Below are 22,686 nucleotides of genomic sequence, written 5' to 3' on the forward strand. Positions count from 1 at the left end.
ATCCTAACAGGTTTTTAAAATCGGTTAGGATAATTGGGTTTTGAAATCGGATAATATATTTCTTCGTATTTTTCGATGAGTATTCCCCAAAAAGAGCCATCGGCTCGATCTATTTTGTCGAACCGGTTTTAATCCGGTTTAGAGAAAAAACACAAAACAAAGAACCGTAGGTTCGAAACATATAAAAAACAAAAAATGCCTCTGAATATTTAGAGGCATTTTTTATGGATTTAAAGCATATTCTTTAATTAAGGTTGAAGCAGGAATATGAAGCGCTTCTGTCAAAATCCTGATTTGGTTTAAAGTTAAGGCTCTTTTTCGTTTGAAAATTTCGGATACTCTTGAGCGGCTGTTTAAAATAACCCCCAAATCGGCGTCAGTAAGTCCATTTTGTTCCATCATAAATTTAATGGCTTCAATTGGGTCAGGTTCAGGAATGGGATAATTTATTTGCTCATATTTTTCAATGAGTGTAACCAAAATATCTAATTCATCACCTTCATCTGTATTAGGTTTCGCATCAAAAATAGCATTTACACGCTCTAAAGCAAGATCATAATCGTGTTCCGTTTTAATAGGTCGTATTTCCATATTACTTATAAGTTTTTAATGTCGTCAAGTTTGTCATAATCACGGTGGGTACCCACAAATAAAATATAGACAATTTGAGTTTCATAATTAATTTTTACAATTAACCGATAATGATTGCCACAAATATTAAAAACGACTTTATTATGACCGATAAAATCTGCAGAACCAAATATTGATTTTATTGCATTCGAATTATCAAAATTATTTTTATCAAAGATTTGATACCATGATAATAACTGTTGTTTTGCATTTGGGAAACGTTCCCAAAAATTTTGCAAGGTTCTTTTGGCTATTATTCTCATAATTGATTTGGCAAAGATAGAAATTTTTTCCCAATTTGGGAAATGATTAAAAGGCAAAATAAAAGTAAGTAATTATTTACAAAAAAGAAATTAAAAAAGCCCCCCTTTTATTATTTCTGAAAAAAAGCCCCATCGGCTCGACCTATTTTGTAGAACCGGATTTTAATCCGGTTTCGAAAGATACAAACAACAAAAAATGCCTCTAAATATTTAGAGGCATTTTTATTGGTATAAATTTGTGAAATTCGTGTTTCTAGAACAGTCCGTTTAGCTCGGCATCAATTCTATTAATGATGTTTCCTAAGTCTTCAGGATTGTCTACGAAATTAATATTGTCAACGTCAATAATTAATAATTTTCCTTTGGTATAGGTTTGCACCCATGCTTCGTATCTTTCATTCAAACGGCTTAAATAGTCAATTGAAATAGAATTTTCGTAATCGCGTCCGCGTTTGTGAATCTGACCCACTAAGTTTGGAATTGAACTTCTTAAATAAATTAATAAATCAGGAGCTTTTACTAAGGATTCCATTAATTCAAACAGAGAGGTGTAATTTTCAAAGTCACGGCTTGTCATCAATCCCATCGAATACAGGTTGGGAGCAAAAATATAAGCATCTTCATAAATGGTTCTGTCCTGAATGATTTTCTTCCCGCTTTCGCGAATTTGCAATACCTGACGGAAACGACTGTTTAAGAAATAAATCTGAAGATTAAACGACCAACGCTCCATCTGATGGTAAAAATCATCTAAATATGGATTATCAACTACATCTTCGTAATGGGGTTCCCATTTGAAATGTTTAGCCAATAATTTAGTTAAAGTAGTTTTTCCAGCTCCTATATTTCCTGCTATTGCTATGTGCATTACGGTGTTACGATTTTATAATTTGTGATTTCTTTAGTTGTAAAAATAGATAAAATTTGGTCTTTGTAGCAGAATTTGTCAAACGATTTTTCTAAAACTTCAATTTCAGAAAATGCATTTGGATCTGCAGTAGTAATGTCTTTAAAATACAGCAAATTAGCTTTGCTGAAAATATACTGGTGATGGTTCACAATTTCGATAGCATCAAAATCGGGTACTTTTCCCAAAGCGGTGGTTTTTCCAAAAATAGTACACGAAAACCAATTGTTTTTTTTGTCGATCCAATAAAAAGTATTGAAATCGGTCAGGTAATATTTTATCGATTCTGTTAAGGGTGTCGAAACGGTTTTGTATTCGTTATTCAGATAATCAAAAAGACCGATTTGCTGATTTAAACTATTGTAAATCCACAACCGATTTTGCGTTGACATTCCAATGGCAGAAGCAATAATAGGGGTATTGTTCAGGGAGAAATTAATCTCTGTAATTTTATTGAGCTGATTGTCCAGTAAAATAACAGTATTGAAGTCTTCATAAAACAAAACTATTTTAAGCGGATTTTGTAAATCGACTTTCGTGATTGTTCCGAGTGAGACATTTTTATATTCAAAGACCTCTTTTTCTTTGATTTTGCTGAATACATTATTTTTAATCTGATAGTAGTATCCAAAAGAATCATAACCCAGAAACTGATCGGCAGTATTGGTTAAATGAGAAAGAGGTACCGTCTTTATTTTTTGACTTTGCGAAAAAACCGCGGAGAACGAACAGATCACAAAAAGAAAGGATAAAAGAAATGGATGTGCCGCTCTGTTCATGATGTTTACGTTTCTAAGAGCCAAATTACAAAAAACTACGGTAGAAATTGCGCAAAAGTATAGTAGAAATTGCGTAAAACACCGAGATTTAGACTTTGGCACTTCAGAAAACGTAATAGTCTAGCCAATAGGCGATTTTGTCTATAGCATAGGGGAGTTGATATATTTAACTTTCGGTATTTTAAAATAAACAATACATTTGAATATAAGTTTGTTAGACCCTCTCACCTTTTAAAGAAAACACAATGAAAAAAGTAATCTATTATATGTCAATGCTGCTTGTAGTTACACAGCTGCAGGCTCAGAAAGAATTTCAGGGAATGGCAGTTTACGAATCAAAAACACAGGCTCCAAAAATGGGGGAAATGCGAGGCAATCGTGATATTACGCCCGAAATGCAAAAGAATATTGAAGAGCGAATGAAGAAAATGCTTGAAAAGACATTCATTCTGAATTTTGACAAGTCGGCTTCTATTTATAAAGAAGAAGAGAAGCTTGATGCTCCGGGACAGCAGGCAGGAGGAATGCGTGTGATGGTAAATTCGTTTATGGGTGGTGGCGGAACCTTTTATAAAGATGTAAAAAGCAAAACCTACACTGTAGATAAGGAGTTTATGGGAAAAGAATTCCTCGTAATAGATTCTCTGCCGAAGCTAAACTGGAAAATGGAAGCTGAAACGAAACAGATAGGAGGATATACCTGCTACAAAGCAACGGCAATTAAAGAGCCTAGCAAAACCGATTTTAGGAATTTGAGACCTAAAGATAAGGACGATAAAAAACCGGAGGCGAAAAAAGACGATGCCGGAAAAACTTCGGGAGAAACCAAAACGAACTTCGCTGACAATTTTGAAATGCCCAAAGAGATTATTATAACTGCCTGGTATTCGCCGGAGATTCCGGTAAATCAAGGACCTGAGAATTATTGGGGACTACCGGGATTAATTCTGGAAGTAAACGACGGAAGAACTACCATTTTATGTTCAAAAATAGTATTGAACGCCAAAGATAAAGCAGAAATCAAACCTTCTAAAAAAGGGAAAGTAATTTCTCAAAAGGACTATGACGAAACAGTCATTAAAAAAATGGAGGAATTTAGAGAAATGAACCGTGGCCGTGAAGGCGGTCCTGGCGGTGGCCCTGTATTGATAAGACGTTAATTTGTAGTGCATCACCTTTAGTTTTTTCCGATGAAAAATATACTTCTCTTAGTCATTTTTTTAATGACCTCTCTTTGTGTTGCCCAAACGGTTCGTTTTGATGGTTTTATTCAGGATGAAAAAAAGAATCCGTTGGAGATGGCCAATATTATGGCTGTTAACACCGCTACAAAAGCGATGGACTCTTATGGAATTACCAACGACAAAGGAAAGTTTCAATTGACCTTGAAGCCAAACACTTCTTATTCGATTAAAATCAGTTACCTCGGTATGAAATCGAAAGAAATTGCGATTACAACGCAAAGCACCAATATCGTTCAGAATATAGTGATGGATGATGCCGGTATTGAGCTGGAAGGGGTTGAGATCGTTCGTGAAATGCCCGTTTCGATCAAAGGAGATACCATCGTTTACAATGCTGATTCGTTTAAATCCGGAACCGAAAAAAAACTGGAAGATGTATTGAAAAAACTACCGGGTGTTGAGGTAAATGCCGATGGAGAAATTGAAGTTGAAGGTAAAAAAGTCAGCAAACTAATGGTCGAAGGAAAAGATTTTTTTGACGGAGATACCAAACTTGGCGTTAAAAACATTCCGGCCGATGCTATTGACAAAATTCAGGTTCTTAGAAACTACAATGAAGTTTCGGCACTAAAAGGCTTAGAGAACGATCAGGACAATGTAGCAATGAATATTAAACTGAAGGAAGGGAAAAAGAACTTTTGGTTTGGCGATGTAACAGCCGGAACAGGGGTTGGGGAAGTCGATAGTCGCTACATCATCAACCCTAAATTGTTTTATTACAGCCCGCAATACAGCATTAACTTAATTACCAATTTTAACAATATTGGCGAATTGCCTCTTACCGCACAGGATTATTTTAAGTTCACCGGAGGCTTTAAAAACATGATGAAAAAGGGCGGGAGTAATTTTAATGTATCGTCCAACGACTTGGGAATTTCGATTCTGAGAAACAATCGGGCTAAAGAAATTGAAACAAAATTCGGAGCCACAAATTTTGCCTACTCCATTACAAAAAAATGGAATATTAGCGGTTTCGGAATACTATCGGCTTCAAAAACAGATCTGGAAACCAAATCGCAAACCACTATTTTAGATTCAGGAAACGAGCAAAAAAGAGATGAGCTAACTCATCAGAAAAATAATTTGGGATTGTTTAAACTCAGTTCGACTTATAAACCCAACGACAAATTTCAGTTTGACTATGATATCCTGACAAAATTATCCAAGCAAAATGAAGACACCAATCTGCTGCGGGAATCGGTTGTAAACAATGTTTCGGCCCTGGAGACTATATTAACTAATAAAAAGCAGGATCCAACCTCGATCAATCAGGATTTGAGTTTGTATTATACGCAGAGCGACAAGAATATTTTTGCTTTTGAAATGCAGCATTTGTATCAGGATGAAAACCCGTTTTACAATGCCAATCTGCGCACGCAGCCTTTTGACCTGGCGGGTTATACTTCAGGACAGGCCAGAAACGATCTGAACCAGAATCGATTTGTGAAAACCAATAAAGTAGATGCCAAACTGGATTATTACTATATGGTAACGCCAAAAAGCAACATCAATATTACCCTTGGAAATACATTTTCGTTTCAGGATTTTAACTCTCACATTTTTCAGATTTTAGACAATGGTACTAAAAATGACCTGAACGATCCGGGGAATAATAACCTGGTAAAGTACAATTTTAATGATGCCTTTCTGGGGTTTCATTACAAGATACTGGCTGGGAAATTTACCCTGACACCGGGGGTGAGTGTGCATACTTACAACATGAAAAACACCCAATCCGGTACAGATTATTCGCAAAACTTCATCAAAGTATTGCCTGATTTTTTTGCCCTGTATCAAATCAAAAAATCGGAAACGCTGACTTATAATTTTGCTTTGTCGAACGATTTTACCGATATCAATCAATTGGCTTCAGGTTATGTTTTGTCTGATTACAGCAGTTTGTTCCGAGGGAATCGTTATCTGGAGAATGCAACATCACAGGTACATTCGCTGCGTTATTTCAAATACAATATGTTCAATTTTGAGAACATTTTTGCCAACGCAACCTATACTAAAAAAGTCGATGCTATTAAAACGAAAGCAAATTTTGAAGGAATTAATCAGTCCTCGTCGCCGTATAATTCCAATCTGGCCGATGAAACTTTTACCGGAATGGGGAATTACGGGCGCTCTTTCCTGAAAAACTATAAAGCTTCGGTTAATGCCAGCTTCAATTGGTCAAAATTCAATAACATTCAGAATAATGTACTGGCCACTACCGAAAGTTTTAGTCAAAGTTATACCTTAAGAGCTTCAACAAACTATAAAAACTTTCCGAACATCGAATTTGGATATAATGCACTAATTAACAAATACAGTGGCTCAACCTTTTATACAGATAAGCCTTTTGCAAGATTGGATTATTACTTTCTGGACAGCTTTTCGTTTGTTTCAGAATATGAGTTTTACCACTACTACAATGGCAACAAAACGGTGGATAACGAATATGATTTTTTAAGTGCCAGTTTAATTTATCAAAAAAAGGACAGCAAATGGGAGTATAAAATCGCGGCGACTAATCTTTTAAATACAAAGTATCTCAATGACGACAGCTTCTCACAGTTTTCTACAAGGGTTTCTCAATATACGGTACAGCCCCGTTACATCATCTTTTCGATGAAATATAATTTATAGTATTTTAAGTACAAAGTATGGACTTTCAGTATTCATTTTAATTAGAATACGGTATCTTTGCGCGCGATATTAACAACCAAAATTTTGAACATGCGCAATTTTACATGGAGTTTTTTAATGTTTTTTTGTTTCGTTTTTACTTCTTTTTCTCAAACAAAAACGGTTGAAAAAGGAACTTATCTTTCCGCCAATAAAGGTCAGAACATCAAACTGAATTTATTAGAGAATAACAAATACGAATTGGTTTTTTACTCCGGCGATTATAAGATAAAGGGAGATTCAGTATTATTTACTCCAATTGACAAGTTCGAAAGTGGTTTTGATCTTGCTTTTAAAAATGATAAAAAGGCCAAAAAAGTTAAAATTAAATTTATTAATCCTTCCTTTTATTCCTTTTTTATTGGTTCACAAAACGGATCGAATGAGGTTAAGTACCAACGATTATCAGATATTTGGAGCCAGGAAAATACAGACAATGCCAGCCCTGACGCTGAATTTGAAATTGACCGTGCAGATTACCTGTATCTGGTTTGCGAAGATTATAAGGGAGAAAGTAAAATTTCGAAATTTGCTTTGCCAAAAGAAGTTTCAGAAGTGACTATCAACTACCAACCCGATCTTTTTGGGGATTTGAATATTGTCGGTTTCTTTAATAAAAATACCAATGAACTTATGGTTTCGGAGAGGCCCGGAAAGGATCCGTTAGTTTTTGTTAACGAAAAAGATGCCCTGCCTGAAAGAATGTCAAAAGTAGTTCCGCTGGAAATTAAGAGTATTGTAAATTGGACTTATCCGGGGAAAGAGATTGCAGAGAGTGAAGTGTATGCCGTAGTCGATTCTGCTGCTACAGCGGCTGATTCTTCTTTTGTTCTTGAAAAATATGATTTTAAACTTAAAGTCGAGAACAATCTTAAAAGCGCTCTTTCGGCAACTAAAGAAAGTAAAACTAAATTTCAGGTCGTTGTAATTGACAGCAAAAATGCTTCAGCAAAAACTGATTTTGAAGCGGCTGTAAAAGATCAGGAAACGCAGCTTGCCTATACGATGTATGATTCCTATCATCCGGAATATGATTTGTACAACTATTATTTGACTACAGCCGAAGATAAAAAATGGCTGAAAACAAACAAAATTACAGATACACCCGTTATTGTTATTTTGGATTCCAACGGTGAAATTTTAGCCTCTGCAAAAGCTAGTTTAAAGGAAAAACAATATCACTTTAACTATTATGATGATTTTTATAAAAAACTGCAAAGAACCTCAGGGTTATTGGCCTTTAATAAAACCGTGAAAAATAAAAAGTCAAATGATACTGATTTTATTCAGGCTTTTAATAAATTGGCAGTTCTGGAAACACCATACGATTATGATGTGGAATCCGCAGCTGATGAAAATCCTGCTGAATTTAAGTTCGTGAGTACTGTTTTAGATAAAAAAGAAGTGGCTCAAATCTGGAAAAAACTAATTGAAACCCATCAAAAAGATACAAAACCGAACATGTATCTGGTAGAAACTATTTTGAAAGAAATCAAAAATCAGGGATTCTCTAAGCAATTTTTTAGCGAGGATAGGGTTTTAAATGATACAGATTTTCTTTCGATAGACTATTTAATCAAACATTATGATGCTATTGATACCGAACGTCTGACTTTCAATGTTAAAGAAGGAGAAACACATTCAATTGGCAGTTTGAATACTGAAATTGCGCTTGCATTGCAGCAAAATCAATATGTTTATGAAAATGATGCATTGGCAGAAAAAAAGAATGACAAAACGATTGCGGTCTATAAAAAGCTAATAAATGCAGGGAAAGGAAACTTTGAGTGTTATCAAAATTACTTTACCTATTTAGCTGAGGTAGTAGATACAGATGGTTCCAATACCAATTATTTGAAAGAATTTACTACCTATTTCAAGACAAATTTAGCAACAGACAAAGGAAGTGCGATTGAAAAATTAGACGAAATGTTTGCTTCGATTGATCCTAATTCTCAATATTCTTATAACGGATGGAATTCATTTAAAGAATACCATTCGAACTTATGCAATTCGGCGGCATGGACAGTGGTTTCAAAGCCAGGAAATAACGGTTTTATGAAATCAGCAATCGGCTGGTCTGAATACAGTCTGGCAGTGACTAAAAACAATCCGTACTATTTGGATACTTTGGCGCAGTTGTATTACAAAGACGGGCAAAAAGAAAAAGCAGTTCAGACTCAGCTTTTAGCTACTAAATATTTAAATAGTGATGTCGCAGAAGAAACAGCAAGCGAAATTAGAGAGACCTTAACAAAAATGCAAAACGGGACGTATTAAAAACGAAGTCTTTCGAAAAGTAATACCCCCGACAGTTTCCAGGAACTGTCGGGGGTATTTTTTATTTTTTAATTTGTACCAGTACGTTTATCATATAACGATTTACGGTTTTCTTATTGTCTTCAATTTTGCCATTGGCGCTGAGGTACGTAATCAGAATTTTGTATTTTGAAGTTTGCACCTCCTGCGTTATTTTTTTGTCATACACCTGATTTCGTTTGAAGTCAGGAGTTGCATTAATAAAATCAACAATTTTTAACGGAATGCTTTCTTTGTTAATCTCTAAGTTTAATCCGTAATCTTCTACCGTAGATTTAAGAGAGTAGCTTTTATTCTCAATTTTTACGCAATCATTACATTCATAAGGGTTGTCACTGGAGAGGTCAACAGAAAAGTCATATTCATGAATATTGATCACTTTATCTTGCTGGTAATAAAAGTAAAACGAATCATTGATTTGTTCTTCTCTGGCATATTCTGACTGATATTCATAACCTAAAGCTTCCATGATTTCATAATCGCTTGGGTCTTTCTCTTTTTTAAGGAGGGCATCCAGCTTGGTTTTGGCATAGGGAACCATAATTTCAACACCATAATTGCGCTCTAAAAAAGAAACAATACTGCTTAGATCCTGTTGTTGTTCGAAATTTAGTTTTTTAGCGGTTTTGTTTTGCATATAACTTTCAAAGCGGGCCAGCTGACTGTATTTCGAAATCGAATTGGCGCTTTGTGGTCCGGCTATAGAAAACAAGCCTGCGAGGCATAAACTTATCGGGATGAACTTTATTTTAGGATGCTTTTGAATTAGAAAATACCCCACAACAACGGATAACCATACCGACATTAACAGTACATAATAGCGTTCATGTGTAAAACCATATAGATTGATTCGGTACAAAATAGCCCAAAAAAGCAATACCAATAACGGAATTAATAAAAAATAAAACCATCGGTTAAAAGTTCGCATCCAGAGATTAGCTGTTTCGGTTGCAATGGGATGAACCAATAAAAAAGATAAAATCCCGAAAATAGCAAACACCAAAACAAGATAGGAAACCCAGCCTACAGGCAAGGAAAAGGTGAGCAGAATTTTTGCTTCATAACAAATTAAAATCACCAGATACAGACTAATCAGGGGCAACAATACAAATTGAGTGAAGTTTTTAAGTCCTTTAGGGTAATTCAAAACCAGAGGAGCCGCGCTGTTGTTGGTTTCCGGAACTCCGCTTAAAAAGAACGTGGTATTAAAAATACCGGCGATCACAAAAAAGACATGCATATAAATACGATCGTAAAAATCAATATTGAAGAGCTTGTCAACCGCTAAAATCGCCAATGCCAAACCCGAATAGAGTACTACGCTATACAAACCGGCGGTTAGAATTCTAAGAAAAAGCTGTTTGTTGAATTCCCAAAACTCATCCTGATTGTAAGCTCTTGGCAGGAAACCGGCGAACGAAACCAACAAATGAAATACAATATTCAGTACCATAAACTGCTGTATTTCGACATCTGTGGTGTACTTGTGAAAAGTATTGACGAATAGAAAAACAAGGCTTCCAAGAGCAATACTAAGGGCAAAACGCAGGAGATTATTTTTTTTAGCCGCCAGAAAAAACAGACTGACAGAAAGAAACAAAACCAGACCTAAAGAACAGCTCATTAAAATTTTTTCATAAAGTTCTTTGTTGGGATTGTTGTAATTTCCTTCGCTAAGAATTATGGCAAAGACAGTTCCTAAAATGGCGGTTAAAATTTCTAAAGGAAATCGAAGAATTGTTTTCAGCGTTGCGTTCAAAACGTTTTGTAACGATGGGAGTTTACTCATTTTTTTATCAGTTATTTTGTACTAAGGAAAGTAAATTGTAAGAGATAAACAAATAAAAATTGCAATGCTGAAAAAATGAGGAGGACATTTTACCGATTTTGCATTTCAGTAATGTTTAAGAGGCTAGGCCGCTTTTTATTCTCTTTAAATCACTAAGTTTGGAATACTAAATTTAAAACGTATGAAAAATAAAATGATCCTCGTTTTGATTGCTTACGGAGGAGTAGTTTTTTCGCAGGCGATTAAAAAACCTTTAGTTTCAGCAATTACAGATAAAGACCTAAAAACCGATATGTACCAAATGGCCGGTGATCACTTTAACGGTCGTGAAGCAGGAACTTTAGATGAATTAAAAGTATCCATGTGGCTGGCCAATAAAGCCAAAGAAGCAGGAATGGCTCCGGCAGGTGATGACGGAACCTATTTTCAGTTTTTTGATTTGTACAGGCATCAGGTGACGCCCAATACAAAATTTAAAATTGGACAAAAAGAATACAAATTGTGGAAAGATGTTTTAGTAGCCGAAACCACGAACATTAAAGTAGAAGCGCCATTGCTTTATTTAGGCGCAGCCACTAAAGGAGAAATTGAAAAAGCCGATATCAAAGGAAAAGCAGTTGTATTACTGGCTTCCAAAGAAGGTATTGCCGACGATATTTCACTTTTTGACAGACGTTATCCGGGTCTGGTTCGAAACAAATATTACGATCTTGTAGTCAAAAAAGGAGCAACAGCTCTGATTATGGTTGCTGATGAGCTGGCAGAACAAAGCTGGTCTCAAGTGGAACCGCAAATGACAAGAGGAATCTACGGAATTGAAGGTTTTCGTGATAAAATTGGTGCGACTATGCCTGTTTTTTGGGTGCACAACGATCAATTGGAATATCTGAAAAGTACCAAAGATCTTTTATCGACAGAAGTAATTTCAGAAACCTATAAATACCCTTCGGTGAATGTTGTGGGTAAAATTGAAGGAACTGATCCAAAATTAAAAAATGAATATGTTCTTTTTAGCGGGCATCAGGATCACGATGGGGTAAGACAAAAGTACGGACAGGATTCTATTTACAATGGAGCCGATGATAATGCAAGTACCTGTGTTGCCATGCTGGCCATTGCAAGAGCCTATAAAAAACAGCCTGGAAAAAGAACCTCTCTGTTTGTTTTTCACGGTTCAGAAGAGCGCGGTTTATTAGGGTCAAGATGGTATGCCTCGCATCCAACAGTTCCTGAAAAAGACATTGTAGCGGTATTAAACGGAGATATGATTGGAAGAAACAACGTCAATCAGGCGGCTCTTTTAGGGTCCAGTTCTCCTCATGAAAACTCTTCTGATTTAGTGGCTATTGCCAAAAAAGCAAACGATGAAGGACCTAAATTTGACTTAGACAAACTTTGGGACAGACCAGAACATCCGGAGTATTTTTATTTCCGTTCCGATCATTTGCCTTACGCCAGAAAAGGAATTCCATCTGTTTTTTATACCAGTGTTTTACACAGTCAGTATCATACACCTATGGACGAGTCTGAAAACATTGACTTCGTGAAATTGCATAAAATGACCGAATGGATCTACCGTACAGGCTGGATTCTATCGAATGATGCAGGTCGTCCTAAGACCTTGCCTAATGTGCAATTAGAGCGATAGCAAATAGTGGTTTGCGTTGAGTTTTAGACGCGGATGACGCAGATTCGCTATCGCGAAAACGCGGATAAAAACGGATTTTTTCTTGATTTTTTAACTAGAAAAGAACTCAAAAAAGGCTTTCTAAAATTTAAGAAAGCCTTTCGTATTTTTAGCTAATTCAATAGTTTTTAAATAGTAAATCAGTTTTTATCAGCGTTTTTACGAAGTAAATCCGCGTCATCTGCGTTAAAATATAAAGTTGCTTTTGTCGAGTAATATAGGTTAAAATAAAAAACCGATTTCTAAAAATAGAAACCGGTTTTTTTTATGCTTAAGATAAATAGTTGTCTGACAATCTAAAAATCTAAGTTAGTCTGATAAGCTAGGATTTATAATCCGAAAGCAGCTTTTACCTGATCAACGAAATCAAGTTTTTCCCAGGTAAACAATTCAACAGTAACTGTTTTTTCGTTTCCACCCGGAGCAGAGAAAGTTTTAGTTACAGTTTCTGGTTTACGTCCCATGTGTCCGTAAGCCGCAGTTTCGCTGTAAATAGGGTTTCTCAATTTCAAACGTTGCTCGATAAAGTAAGGACGCATATCAAAAATAGCTTCTACTTTTTTAGCGATTTCACCATTGGTTAAGTTTACTTTAGAAGTTCCGTAAGTATCAATAAAGATACCCATTGGCTCAGCAACACCAATTGCGTAAGAAACCTGTACTAAAATCTCGTCAGCAACACCTGCTGCTACTAAGTTTTTAGCGATGTGACGTGTTGCATAAGCAGCACTTCTGTCTACTTTACTTGGATCTTTTCCAGAGAATGCACCACCACCGTGAGCACCTTTTCCACCGTAAGTATCCACAATAATTTTTCTTCCTGTTAAACCAGTATCTCCGTGAGGTCCTCCAATAACGAATTTTCCTGTTGGGTTGATATGGTAGTTGATTTTATCATTGAATAAATGCGCGTGAGCTGGATTTTTAGCAATGATTCTTGGAATCAAAATTTCGATAATATCTTTTTTGATTTTAGCAAGCATGGTAGCTTCTTCGTCAAAATCATCGTGTTGCGTTGAGATTACAATCGCATCAATACGAGTTGGTTTATTGTCGTCGCTATATTCTAAAGTTACCTGTGATTTAGCATCAGGGCGTAAATAAGTGATTTCCTTATTTTCACGTCTCAGGATAGCTAACTCCTGTAATAATTTGTGAGACAAATCAAGTGCCAATGGCATGAAGTTTTCGGTTTCGTTTGTAGCGTAACCAAACATCATTCCCTGGTCTCCAGCACCTTGCTCTTCCGGCTTAGCTCTGTCAACTCCTTGATTAATATCTGCTGATTGCTCATGAATTGCCGAAAGAATTCCACAAGAATTAGCCTCAAACATATATTCGCTTTTAGTATATCCAATTTTACGGATTACTTCGCGAGCAATTTGCTGCACATCAAGATAAGTATTCGATTTTACTTCACCAGCTAAAATTACCTGACCTGTAGTAACCAGAGTTTCACAAGCTACTTTTGAGTCAGCATCAAATGCCAAAAAGTTATCAATTAATGCATCCGAAATTTGATCTGCAACTTTGTCTGGATGCCCTTCACTAACAGATTCTGACGTAAATAAATAAGCCATAATAATTTATTAAATTAAAATTAAGCGAGAAAAAATAATTGCTAAAAAGGGCTAAAGGAGAATTTCTGCTTTAGCATTTTTTACTACCGAAATCAATGTTTCAGTACCCATAACGAACCGTTTCATTATGAAGAGGTTGCAATCAGTTCAAATTTTTCCTCTGTATTCGCGTGCAAAGGTATAAAACCATTTTGATTTGCAAATTAAACTTTTGATTTTTTTGATTTTATAAGCAGAAATTTAACATAACATACTATTTTGATAGGGTAATAGAAATTATTTCTGTTTTTGTTTGGCTGATTGAAAAATAGTTCGCAAATTTGCCCCATCAAAACAAAACAAGAAATGAAATTAACAATTTGCAATATGTCATGTATGATGCCGGAGCCTTCCGCAGAGACGCTGTTGTAGTTTTTTTTTAAAATATACATATAGAACCTCTGCCGCTCGCAGGGGTTTTTTTGTTTCAAAAAGAAACCAAATTGTAAATCACTTTTTAAGTCAGAAAACAATATAAACCAGAAGAAAGTAATGAAAAAAAATGTAGTATTAGCTTTAGGTCTTTTGACATTCTCGGGTATTTATGCACAGGAAAATAAAAAAGAGCAGGACAGTTTAAAGAATAATGAACTGACCGAGGTGACCATTGTAGGATCACGTAGTAAAAACAGAGTAAAAACAGATGTACCGGTTCCGGTTGATGTTTTTAATATTTCCGAAATAACTAAAGGAGCACCGCAAACCAGCGTGACCCAAATTTTAAATTATGTTGCACCTTCTTTTACCAGTAATGCAACTTCTACGGCTGATGCTACAGACCACGTTGACCCTGCACAGTTAAGAGGTTTAGGTCCGGATCAGGTTTTAATTCTGGTAAACGGAAAACGCAGACACACCAGTGCATTGGTAAACATTAACGGTTCGCCGGGAAGAGGATCGGTAGGAACGGATTTAAATGCGATACCTTCCTTTGCTATCGAGAGAATCGAAGTTTTGCGCGATGGTGCAGCGGCTCAGTACGGTTCAGATGCTATTGCGGGAGTTATTAATATAGTGTTGAAAAAGAATGCCAACTATCTTTCAGGAGATATACAGTATGGTACTAACTTATCTTCGGGATCGAATAACTTTAAAGGAGGAGCCGACGGGCAAAATCTGCAAGTTGATTTAAATTACGGAACTTCCCTGGGTAAAGCAGGTAGTTATTTAAATGTTACCGGTAGTGCTGTGACCAGACAGGCAACAAGCCGTGCGGGAATTAGAAGCAACGCAATTTTTAATGCTTACAATGCTGTTGAGAACAGAGCGGCTCAGGACGGGGTGTATATTAATTCCTTCTTTAGTAATATCAACAACACAACCAATTCGGCACAAATTCTGAATTCATTGAAACAGTATGCGCCAAAGGTTGGTTATTTTACACCGGCACAGCAAAGTGCCATTGCTTCGGCGGGAACTATTGCGCAAATGCAAACTGCTTTGAATTTTGATACAACCAACAATGAATTGGCGTACAGAGGTCAGGAAAGAAGCGACTATAACATGAGTGTGGGGCAGTCTGAATTGGCATCGGGACAATTGTATTACAATACCAAATACCCATTGACCGAAACAACTTCATTGTACTCTTTTGGAGGGCTTTCTTATAGAAATGGTAAATCGTATGCTTTTAACAGGCTTCCAAACGGTTCGGGAACCTTCACGCAGGTGTACCAGAATGGATTTTTACCGGAAATAGAATCTTCGATTTTAGACGCTTCTGCAGCGGTTGGAGCTACGACAGAATTATTTGGTTTTGATACAGATATCAGTACAAACCTTGGAACAAACTCTTTTAAATATGATGTAAACAATACTATTAATGCTACTTTGGGAACCAATTCGGCTTCCAATTTTTATGCTGGTAAAGTTTCGTTTTTGCAAAGTACAACCAACTTAGATTTAAGTAAAAAGTACGATGTTTTAAATGGACTGAACGTTGCCTTTGGTGGAGAATTCAGATATGAAAATTATAAGATTCAACAAGGAGAAGAAGCTTCTTACGGACTGTATGACAGCAACGGAAATTTGGTTCCCGGAATTTTACCAAGCAATTCACCTTTAATAGTAACTGACTTTTTTGGAAACAAACGAGGAGCAGGAGCACAAGGATTTTCAGGATTTCAGCCTTCAGATGCTAAAGTTAAAGATAGAAAAAGTGGTGCAGCTTATGTTGATTTAGAGCTAAATGCAACCGAAAACTGGCTTCTAAACGGAGCAGCGCGTTACGAGAACTATTCTGATTTTGGAAGCACGGTTACCTTTAAACTGGCCTCTCTTTTAAAATTGACAGACAATATCAACTGGAGAGTTTCGGGACAAACAGGTTTTAGAGCTCCTTCTTTACAGCAAAAGTATTTTGAAAGCAGTTCAACTCAGTTCATAAACGGTTCGCCTTATCAGGTGGGTTATTTCACAAACGATTCGCAAGCGGCCAAAAGTATTGGAGTTGAAAACTTAAAAGCGGAGAAATCAAAAAGTATCAGTACCGGATTTACATTCAAAATTCCTGAAGCAAACATTACCATTGCAACAGATGCTTATTTTACCAGAATCGATGACAGAGTGGTGCTTACAGGACAGTATGCCAGACCAACAGATGCACAGATAAATGGAGCAACATCACCGGAACAAAAAGATGCTTTGACCTTATTTCAACAGGCATTTGACTTAAAAGGTGTTGAAAGAGCTTCGTTCTGGACCAACGGAATCAACTCGGAGACTAAAGGTATTGATGTTGTAATTTCACATAAATACAATGTTATTCCGGATTTCACCATCAGAAACGATTTTGCATTGAGCTACAATACCACCAAAAGAGTAGGAGAATTAAATGTTCCGCAATCGATCATCAATGCAGGTGGAGAGCCTTTTAAATATTCATTTTTTCCAGAGTCAAGCCGAATTTATTTAGAAGAAGCTATTCCAAAACTAAAAGCCAATTTAATGACGACTTTCAGCATTAAAAAACTGGACATTTATTTAAGAAACAGTTATTTCGGAGCCGTTACAGATCCGGGAGCAACAGATGTAAATTTAGACGGATCGTCTTCTGTTTACGAACATCCGGAATACAGCGCTAAACTGGTGACCGATTTGTCTTTTGGATATCAGATTAACGAGAAATTCAGATTCACAGTTGGGTTTAATAATATAGGTGATGTTTATCCGGACCGAAATAATCCTGCAACACCGGCTTTTACTAATACAACACCAACCTTGTCACCGGCTCCAAGTACAGATTTAAGCAATGCCAATCAGTTTGCTTATTCCAGAGCAGTATCACAATTTGGATTGAACGGAAGATTTGGTTTTGCCAGATTGAGTTTTAAATTCTAAAGAACATAATATTGGCCACAGCTTATAAGGGTTAAAATGATTATAGGATCAATACAAATCTGCTTAATCAATATAAGTTGTGGCTTTTTTTTCAGCGTAAGACCAGCATTCACAAGGGGTAATAAAAATTTTACATTAAATATTACTATTTAATTTGGTAGTTCAGAAAATACTTATTACATTTACTCTATAGAATTAGTCGAATTAAAAAAAGCATTAATTTTAAATCAAATAAAAATGAAAACAATAGCAAATAGTATGATGATGTGTTGTGAGATGATGCAAATGTGCATCCCAAATTGCTATTGCCAAAAGTGAAAGAGTGAATCTTTGTTATAGTTAGAACTATAAGCCCTTTTGGTCGCCATCCGAAAGGGCTTTTTTTAATGCTGAAACTAAAACGAAGATCATGAAAACACTACATATTATATTAAGAGAGATTGTATACCGATTGAAAACAGATTTTAAACGATTTGCAGGCATACTTAAAAACAAAAAAGCAAATGCAGTTAAAATAAAAGGAGAGTTGTATTCGAGTGAATCAAACTCCCTGCTCTTTCAAATGTATTTACACGAAGAAGAAGATCTTTTTATATGAGATAAAAAACGACCTAAGAAATCAATAATAAACCAAAAGCTATTCACAATATCTAAAACTAAGAAATCATGAGCACACAAAAAATTGCCACAAACGCACTACACGCAGGACACGATGTTACTAAAAATGCAGGAACCAGAGCAGTTCCAATTTATCAGACATCCTCGTATGTTTTTAACAATTCAGATCACGCAGCCAATTTATTTGGTCTTGCCGAAGCCGGATTCATTTACACCCGATTGAACAATCCGACAAACGATGTTTTGGAACAACGTCTTGCAGCGCTTGAAGGCGGAATTGGGGCAGTAGTTACAGCCTCAGGAGCCTCGGCAATTTCGACTGCTTTACTGACTTTGCTAAAAGCAGGAGATCATATTGTGGCTTCGAACAGTTTATATGGAGGAACTTATAATTTACTGAGCGTAACTTTACCTCGTTTAGGGATCACAACTACCTTTGTAGACCCTTCAAAACCTGAGAACTTTACCAAAGCAGCCAAAGAAAATACACGCGCTTTTTTTGTAGAATCTTTAGGAAACCCAAAATTAGATGTACTGGACCTGAAAGGGATTTCGGTAGAAGCTAAAAACTTTAAAGTTCCTTTTATTGTTGACAATACAGTGGCAACACCTTATTTGTTAAATCCAATTGAATACGGAGCTAATATTGTCATTCACTCCCTAACCAAATATATTTCAGGAAACGGAACTTCATTAGGAGGCGCCATTATCGATGCCGGAACTTTTGACTGGGCCAACGGTAAATTTCCTGAATTTACAGAACCTTCCCCAGGATACCATGGTCTGGTGTATCACGAAGCTTTAGGAAATGCAGCTTTCATAGCAAAAGCCAGAATTGAAGGTTTACGTGATTTTGGCGCGGCTCTGAGTCCGTTTAATGCTTTTCAAATCATACAGGGCTTAGAAACCTTGCCAATCCGAATTCAGAAACACAGTGAAAATGCGCTGGCATTGGCCTCGTGGTTAGAAGAACAGGAAGAAGTAGCCTGGGTAAATTATCCGGGATTAAAAACCAATAAGTATTACGACTTGTCACAACAGTACTTGCCAAAAGGACAAAGTGGAGTAGTTACTTTTGGATTAAAAGGCGGTTTTGAAGCGGCCAAAAAAGTAGTAGACGAAACAAAACTCTTCTCGCTTTTGGCCAACATTGGTGATACAAAATCATTAATCATTCACCCCGCAAGTACAACGCACCAGCAATTGTCGGATGCGGAACAATTAGAAACGGGAGTTTCAAAAGATCTGGTGCGACTTTCTGTCGGACTGGAAGATATCAAGGATTTAATAGCTGATCTGCAAACTGTTTTTGCAAGCGTGACCCAGTCACAATACAGCATTAATAAAAACTAGGTTTTTTTGTTTTTTGTTTGAAAAATTGCCTTTAGCAGCGTGAGTTCTGCTAGAGGTGATTTTTTATAAAAAGTAAATCAGTATAAAAATTTTTAAATCCTGTAAGTAATACAGATCAACTTGAGGAAAACCGGTGCGTAACGCAAAGCTTTACAGGAACATCCATTACTTATAGGATTTAAAAAATTAAAAATTAAAAATTATGTCAAAGCTTAAAATAAATATCATCCTTTTTGGAATTGGAAATATCGGAAGTACTTTGATCAATCAAATTATCGAAAGTCAGGAGTTTTTTCTCGAAAGTAAAAACATCGATTTTCATTTTCCGATTATCACAAATTCAACAGTAGCTTTTTTCGAGAAAGAAGGCGTAGGATATGCCTGGGAAACCAATTTTCTGGAACTGGCGGTGCCTTTTAAAGTGCAGGATATTATTGAATTTGCCAAAGAAAATGAATTTGAGAACTTAATCGCCGTAGATGCTACTGCTAGTGATGAATTAATACATCATTACAATACATTGATCGAAAACGGATTTAATATAGTAGCGGTAAATAAAAAAGCCAATACATTGCCGATTGATTTGTACAAAGAGATCAGAGCAAACCTTAAAAAGTACGACAAAGAGTTTTTGTATGAAACATCAGTGGATACCGGTTTCCCGGTTTTACAAACCTTAAGAGATTTGTATTATTCGGGTGAAAAAATCACTAAGATCCGGGGTGTTTTTTCAGATAACCTGAGTTATGTATTCAATCGGTTTGCCAACGAAGACACCTCTTTTTCTTCTCTGTTGAAAGATGCGAGTTTGCTTGGATTGATGCGTTCAACGTTTAAAGAAGACCTGTCCGGAAATGATACCGCCAGAAAATTACTGATTCTCACGAGGGAAATTGGAAAAGATTTTGAGCTCTCGGATATAAAAATCAATTCGCTTATACAAGAAGAACATCTGGAGCAAAACGGTATTTTGAATAAAGAAGCGGTCGACAGATCGTTTAAGATTGCTAAAATTAGCCAGGCTGATAATAATGTTCTGCGCTATGTAGGTGAATTTGATGTGGTAAAAAACACCTTAGAAGTTAAACTGGTTTCAGAGCCCGTTTCGTCAGCAATAGGTCAGCTGAAAGGATCAGACACCATTTTTGAAATTTATACGCAATCGTACGCAGCTGTTCCAATCGTAATTCAAAGTGCTTCGGCATGTAAACAGGCTATTTCTAGAGGAGTAATTACAGACATTTTGAAAGTAGCTGAAAAAATCAAAAACAAAGAAGCAGTCTGGCTGTAAGTGGTTCCAAAATAATAGTAAGTTGTTCTTTGATATAATGAAACAGGAAAGTTTTTTGTGTTATTTTTTGTAAGATTTATCTTTTAATTTTAGCAATGTTAATTTTGCAAGATGTTTTTTAACGGAAAAAAGCCGTTTTTTAACGTTTTTTGGGATTAAATTGTTGATCCCCACTTGTATAATTGAGAAAATATTCGCAAATTTGTAAGACTTCAAAACTAAAGAAAGAATAAATTTAGTATACTGAGTAAAAGTGATGCCGATTGAAACAAAAGTGGAATAGATTTTGTTTTTGGCTGATCTAAAAAGAGAGTAAATTAAAAATATTTTGAGAGTTTAAGGAAGTTTATTAAAATAGAAAAAATGCAAGAATTTTTTAAAATAGCAATCACGTCCCAGATGAATAAGTCCCTACAGATGAATAAGATGTTTAACGTCGCACGTATTTGTGTACGCGTCTGTTGATACTAAAAGTATATATAAGTTATAAAAACTTAAACCCTTTTGGTATTCAAACCCAAAAGGGTTTTTTTATTCCATCTGGTTACGATAACAAAGAGATAAACATAAAATAAAGATAATAATACGCAAACTAACATAAACTTAAATATCATGAGCACACTAAACTACTTAACAAAGACTTTTTCAACATTGAAAAACATGAGAGCTAAAAGAAACAACCCGCCACCACCAACAAATGAATTGGTACATCCGAGATTCGGGATGACTGAGACAGATAAAAAAGTGGAGAAAAAAAATCCGGACTCATTATTGTTTTTGATGTATTCAAAAGAGAATGAAACGCTTTTTATCTAAATCGGGAAGCATCATAAAATAGGGGGAAACCTGCTTAATTTTACTGGGCAAATTGTTCGGTAATTTTTTGCGTACACTAGTTTTTGTTTGAATTATGTTTAAGAAATTGAGGAATCAGTTTCGATAAAATTTGTTTGTTTGAGAAATTAGTAGTTAATTTGCACCTTTAAGTTCAAAAACGTATTGAAATGTTATAAAGAAAGGACGAGGGATTAGACCCGATGAATCCTTAGCAACCCTTCGTTAATTCGAAGAAGGTGCTGCATTCTACCACGCCCAAACGTGGAAAGATAACAACAAGAAATTTTCTGGTTTCACTCTAGACTTTCTTTCTAATATTTCCACATACAAATCAAAAATAAAAAGATTTGAAATTGGAAAATATACCAAGTCCCATTATAATTCAGGAATTCATCACCGAAAGTGGTGTGTCCTACTCATCATTACCCTTAAGTTTTACACTTTCCGGTTTACCATTATTTAGCGCGCCTATAGTTCTGGTCAATCATGCTTTGACAGGAAATGCTGAGGTCACCGGTGCAAATGGCTGGTGGAATGACCTCATTGGTGAAGACAAAACAATCGATACCCATAAATTTACCGTACTGGCTTTTAATGTACCCGGAAACGGAAATGATTCGTTTATCATCGAAAACTATCAGGATTTCACTACCAGAGATATTGCCCGCATTTTTATTAAAGGTTTAGAACTTTTAAATATTCACCAATTGCACACCATCATTGGAGGTTCGGTTGGCGGAGGCATCGCCTGGGAAATACTTGCATTAGAACCTAACATTACTCAAAACCTAATTCCCATTGCAACAGATTGGAAGTCGACCGACTGGATGATCGCCAATTGCTATTTACAAGAGCAAATTTTGAACAATTCCTCAAAACCTATTGAGGATGCCAGAATTCATGCAATGTTGTGTTACAGGTCTCCTGAATCATTCAAAGAGAAATTTCAACGTACCATCAATGCCAATCGCCCGGTTTTTAATATTGAAAGCTGGCTGGCACATCACGGCGAAAAACTACAAAAAAGATACCAATTGGCTTCGTACAAACTTATGAACCAATTGCTAAAAACCATAGACATCACCAGAAACAGAGAAGATTTCGAGACTTTGTTATCTAAAACAGACGCCGCGATTCACATTGTCGGAATCAATTCGGATTTGTTTTTTATACCCAAAGAAAATCGGGAGACTTATCAGGAATTAAAAAAGTTCAAAGACAATGTTTTTTACAGTGAAATAGATTCTGTTCACGGACATGATGCTTTTTTAATCGAGTACAAACAATTAGATCATTTACTTGCCGATATTTTTAAGGCAGAAACAATAGAAAAATAAA

16 protein-coding genes and 1 riboswitch are annotated in these 22,686 nt (G+C 35.9%); of the genes, 10 read left to right on the top strand and 6 right to left on the bottom strand.

Annotated elements, in window-relative coordinates; genetic code table 11:
* Positions 1–222: 222 nt before the first annotated feature.
* From ACN1CN_RS14295 to ACN1CN_RS14310, 4 genes are all read right to left on the bottom strand, one after another.
* The gene (locus tag ACN1CN_RS14295; RefSeq protein ID WP_264526180.1) at positions 223–591 is read right to left on the bottom strand and encodes a helix-turn-helix domain-containing protein; all 369 of its coding nucleotides are present in this window, start codon (positions 589–591) and stop codon (positions 223–225) included.
* Between the two features lie 5 nt (positions 592–596).
* Positions 597–893 (bottom strand): type II toxin-antitoxin system HigB family toxin, encoded by a 297-nt coding sequence (locus tag ACN1CN_RS14300; RefSeq protein WP_264526181.1) that lies wholly within the window; start codon positions 891–893, stop codon positions 597–599.
* A gap of 253 nt (positions 894–1,146) precedes the next feature.
* Positions 1,147–1,761, bottom strand: a complete 615-nt coding sequence (locus ACN1CN_RS14305) for a deoxynucleoside kinase (RefSeq protein ID WP_041516522.1) — start codon at positions 1,759–1,761, stop codon at positions 1,147–1,149.
* Entirely contained in the window at positions 1,761–2,579 is an 819-nt protein-coding gene (locus tag ACN1CN_RS14310) for a hypothetical protein (RefSeq protein WP_419136136.1), read from the bottom strand. Before ACN1CN_RS14310 ends, ACN1CN_RS14305 begins: the two co-directional genes overlap by 1 nt.
* 245 nt (positions 2,580–2,824) lie before the next feature.
* Here ACN1CN_RS14310 and ACN1CN_RS14315 point away from each other — a divergent pair, with 245 nt between their 5' ends.
* The 3 genes from ACN1CN_RS14315 to ACN1CN_RS14325 all read left to right on the top strand — a co-directional run bounded on the left by ACN1CN_RS14315 (position 2,825) and on the right by ACN1CN_RS14325 (position 8,776).
* Entirely contained in the window at positions 2,825–3,739 is a 915-nt protein-coding gene (locus ACN1CN_RS14315) for a GLPGLI family protein (RefSeq protein ID WP_419136137.1), read from the top strand.
* A gap of 30 nt (positions 3,740–3,769) precedes the next feature.
* Positions 3,770–6,457 (top strand): carboxypeptidase-like regulatory domain-containing protein, encoded by a 2,688-nt coding sequence (locus ACN1CN_RS14320; protein WP_419136138.1) that lies wholly within the window; start codon positions 3,770–3,772, stop codon positions 6,455–6,457.
* A gap of 90 nt (positions 6,458–6,547) precedes the next feature.
* Positions 6,548–8,776, top strand: coding sequence for a hypothetical protein (locus ACN1CN_RS14325; RefSeq protein ID WP_419136139.1), 2,229 nt, complete (start codon positions 6,548–6,550; stop codon positions 8,774–8,776).
* 61 nt (positions 8,777–8,837) lie between these two features.
* On the opposite strand, the gene ACN1CN_RS14330 is transcribed toward ACN1CN_RS14325, so the two are convergent.
* Entirely contained in the window at positions 8,838–10,604 is a 1,767-nt protein-coding gene (locus tag ACN1CN_RS14330; RefSeq protein WP_419136140.1) for a DUF4153 domain-containing protein, read from the bottom strand.
* A 181-nt stretch (positions 10,605–10,785) separates the two neighbouring features.
* On the opposite strand from ACN1CN_RS14330, the gene ACN1CN_RS14335 reads away from it, so the two are divergent.
* Positions 10,786–12,252 carry a M28 family metallopeptidase gene (locus ACN1CN_RS14335; RefSeq protein ID WP_264526187.1) on the top strand — a complete coding sequence of 489 codons (1,467 nt, stop codon included), beginning with the start codon at positions 10,786–10,788 and terminating at the stop codon, positions 12,250–12,252.
* Between the two features lie 368 nt (positions 12,253–12,620).
* Here ACN1CN_RS14335 and metK read toward each other — a convergent pair whose 3' ends face one another.
* A complete protein-coding gene (metK, locus tag ACN1CN_RS14340) occupies positions 12,621–13,871 on the bottom strand; it encodes a methionine adenosyltransferase (RefSeq protein ID WP_173966537.1) in 1,251 nt (416 codons plus the stop codon).
* Positions 13,872–14,402: 531 nt separating this feature from the next.
* Between metK and ACN1CN_RS14345 the strand changes: the two genes are divergently transcribed.
* The 6 genes from ACN1CN_RS14345 to ACN1CN_RS14370 all read left to right on the top strand — a co-directional run bounded on the left by ACN1CN_RS14345 (position 14,403) and on the right by ACN1CN_RS14370 (position 22,685).
* Positions 14,403–17,249 carry a TonB-dependent receptor plug domain-containing protein gene (locus ACN1CN_RS14345; RefSeq protein ID WP_419136141.1) on the top strand — a complete coding sequence of 949 codons (2,847 nt, stop codon included), beginning with the start codon at positions 14,403–14,405 and terminating at the stop codon, positions 17,247–17,249.
* Positions 17,250–17,658: 409 nt separating this feature from the next.
* Complete coding sequence (locus ACN1CN_RS14350) at positions 17,659–17,847, top strand: hypothetical protein (protein WP_264526190.1); 189 nt, start codon at positions 17,659–17,661, stop codon at positions 17,845–17,847.
* A gap of 68 nt (positions 17,848–17,915) precedes the next feature.
* A complete protein-coding gene (locus tag ACN1CN_RS14355; RefSeq protein WP_419136142.1) occupies positions 17,916–19,220 on the top strand; it encodes an O-acetylhomoserine aminocarboxypropyltransferase/cysteine synthase family protein in 1,305 nt (434 codons plus the stop codon).
* A gap of 202 nt (positions 19,221–19,422) precedes the next feature.
* Entirely contained in the window at positions 19,423–20,511 is a 1,089-nt protein-coding gene (locus ACN1CN_RS14360; RefSeq protein WP_264526192.1) for an aspartate kinase, read from the top strand.
* A gap of 612 nt (positions 20,512–21,123) precedes the next feature.
* On the top strand, positions 21,124–21,327 hold the full coding sequence (locus tag ACN1CN_RS14365; protein WP_419136143.1) for a hypothetical protein: 204 nt from the start codon (positions 21,124–21,126) through the stop codon (positions 21,325–21,327).
* Positions 21,328–21,515: 188 nt separating this feature from the next.
* Positions 21,516–21,624: riboswitch (SAM riboswitch) on the top strand.
* A gap of 71 nt (positions 21,625–21,695) precedes the next feature.
* A complete protein-coding gene (locus ACN1CN_RS14370) occupies positions 21,696–22,685 on the top strand; it encodes an alpha/beta fold hydrolase (protein ID WP_419136144.1) in 990 nt (329 codons plus the stop codon).
* Position 22,686: the final 1 nt, after the last annotated feature.

It is taken from the genome of Flavobacterium sp. T12S277 (assembly GCF_048514875.1).
GTDB lineage: Bacteria > Bacteroidota > Bacteroidia > Flavobacteriales > Flavobacteriaceae > Flavobacterium.

Bases quoted from the DNA above. Each gene is read 5' to 3' on its own strand.
- ACN1CN_RS14295 (WP_264526180.1), bottom strand. From the start codon at position 591: ATGGAAATACGACCTATTAAAACGGAACACGATTATGATCTTGCTTTA.
- ACN1CN_RS14300 (WP_264526181.1), bottom strand. From the start codon at position 893: ATGAGAATAATAGCCAAAAGAACCTTGCAAAATTTTTGGGAACGTTTC.
- ACN1CN_RS14305 (WP_041516522.1), bottom strand. From the start codon at position 1,761: ATGCACATAGCAATAGCAGGAAATATAGGAGCTGGAAAAACTACTTTA.
- ACN1CN_RS14310 (WP_419136136.1), bottom strand. From the start codon at position 2,579: ATGAACAGAGCGGCACATCCATTTCTTTTATCCTTTCTTTTTGTGATC.
- ACN1CN_RS14315 (WP_419136137.1), top strand. From the start codon at position 2,825: ATGAAAAAAGTAATCTATTATATGTCAATGCTGCTTGTAGTTACACAG.
- ACN1CN_RS14320 (WP_419136138.1), top strand. From the start codon at position 3,770: ATGAAAAATATACTTCTCTTAGTCATTTTTTTAATGACCTCTCTTTGT.
- ACN1CN_RS14325 (WP_419136139.1), top strand. From the start codon at position 6,548: ATGCGCAATTTTACATGGAGTTTTTTAATGTTTTTTTGTTTCGTTTTT.
- ACN1CN_RS14330 (WP_419136140.1), bottom strand. From the start codon at position 10,604: ATGAGTAAACTCCCATCGTTACAAAACGTTTTGAACGCAACGCTGAAA.
- ACN1CN_RS14335 (WP_264526187.1), top strand. From the start codon at position 10,786: ATGAAAAATAAAATGATCCTCGTTTTGATTGCTTACGGAGGAGTAGTT.
- metK (WP_173966537.1), bottom strand. From the start codon at position 13,871: ATGGCTTATTTATTTACGTCAGAATCTGTTAGTGAAGGGCATCCAGAC.
- ACN1CN_RS14345 (WP_419136141.1), top strand. From the start codon at position 14,403: ATGAAAAAAAATGTAGTATTAGCTTTAGGTCTTTTGACATTCTCGGGT.
- ACN1CN_RS14350 (WP_264526190.1), top strand. From the start codon at position 17,659: ATGAAAACACTACATATTATATTAAGAGAGATTGTATACCGATTGAAA.
- ACN1CN_RS14355 (WP_419136142.1), top strand. From the start codon at position 17,916: ATGAGCACACAAAAAATTGCCACAAACGCACTACACGCAGGACACGAT.
- ACN1CN_RS14360 (WP_264526192.1), top strand. From the start codon at position 19,423: ATGTCAAAGCTTAAAATAAATATCATCCTTTTTGGAATTGGAAATATC.
- ACN1CN_RS14365 (WP_419136143.1), top strand. From the start codon at position 21,124: ATGAGCACACTAAACTACTTAACAAAGACTTTTTCAACATTGAAAAAC.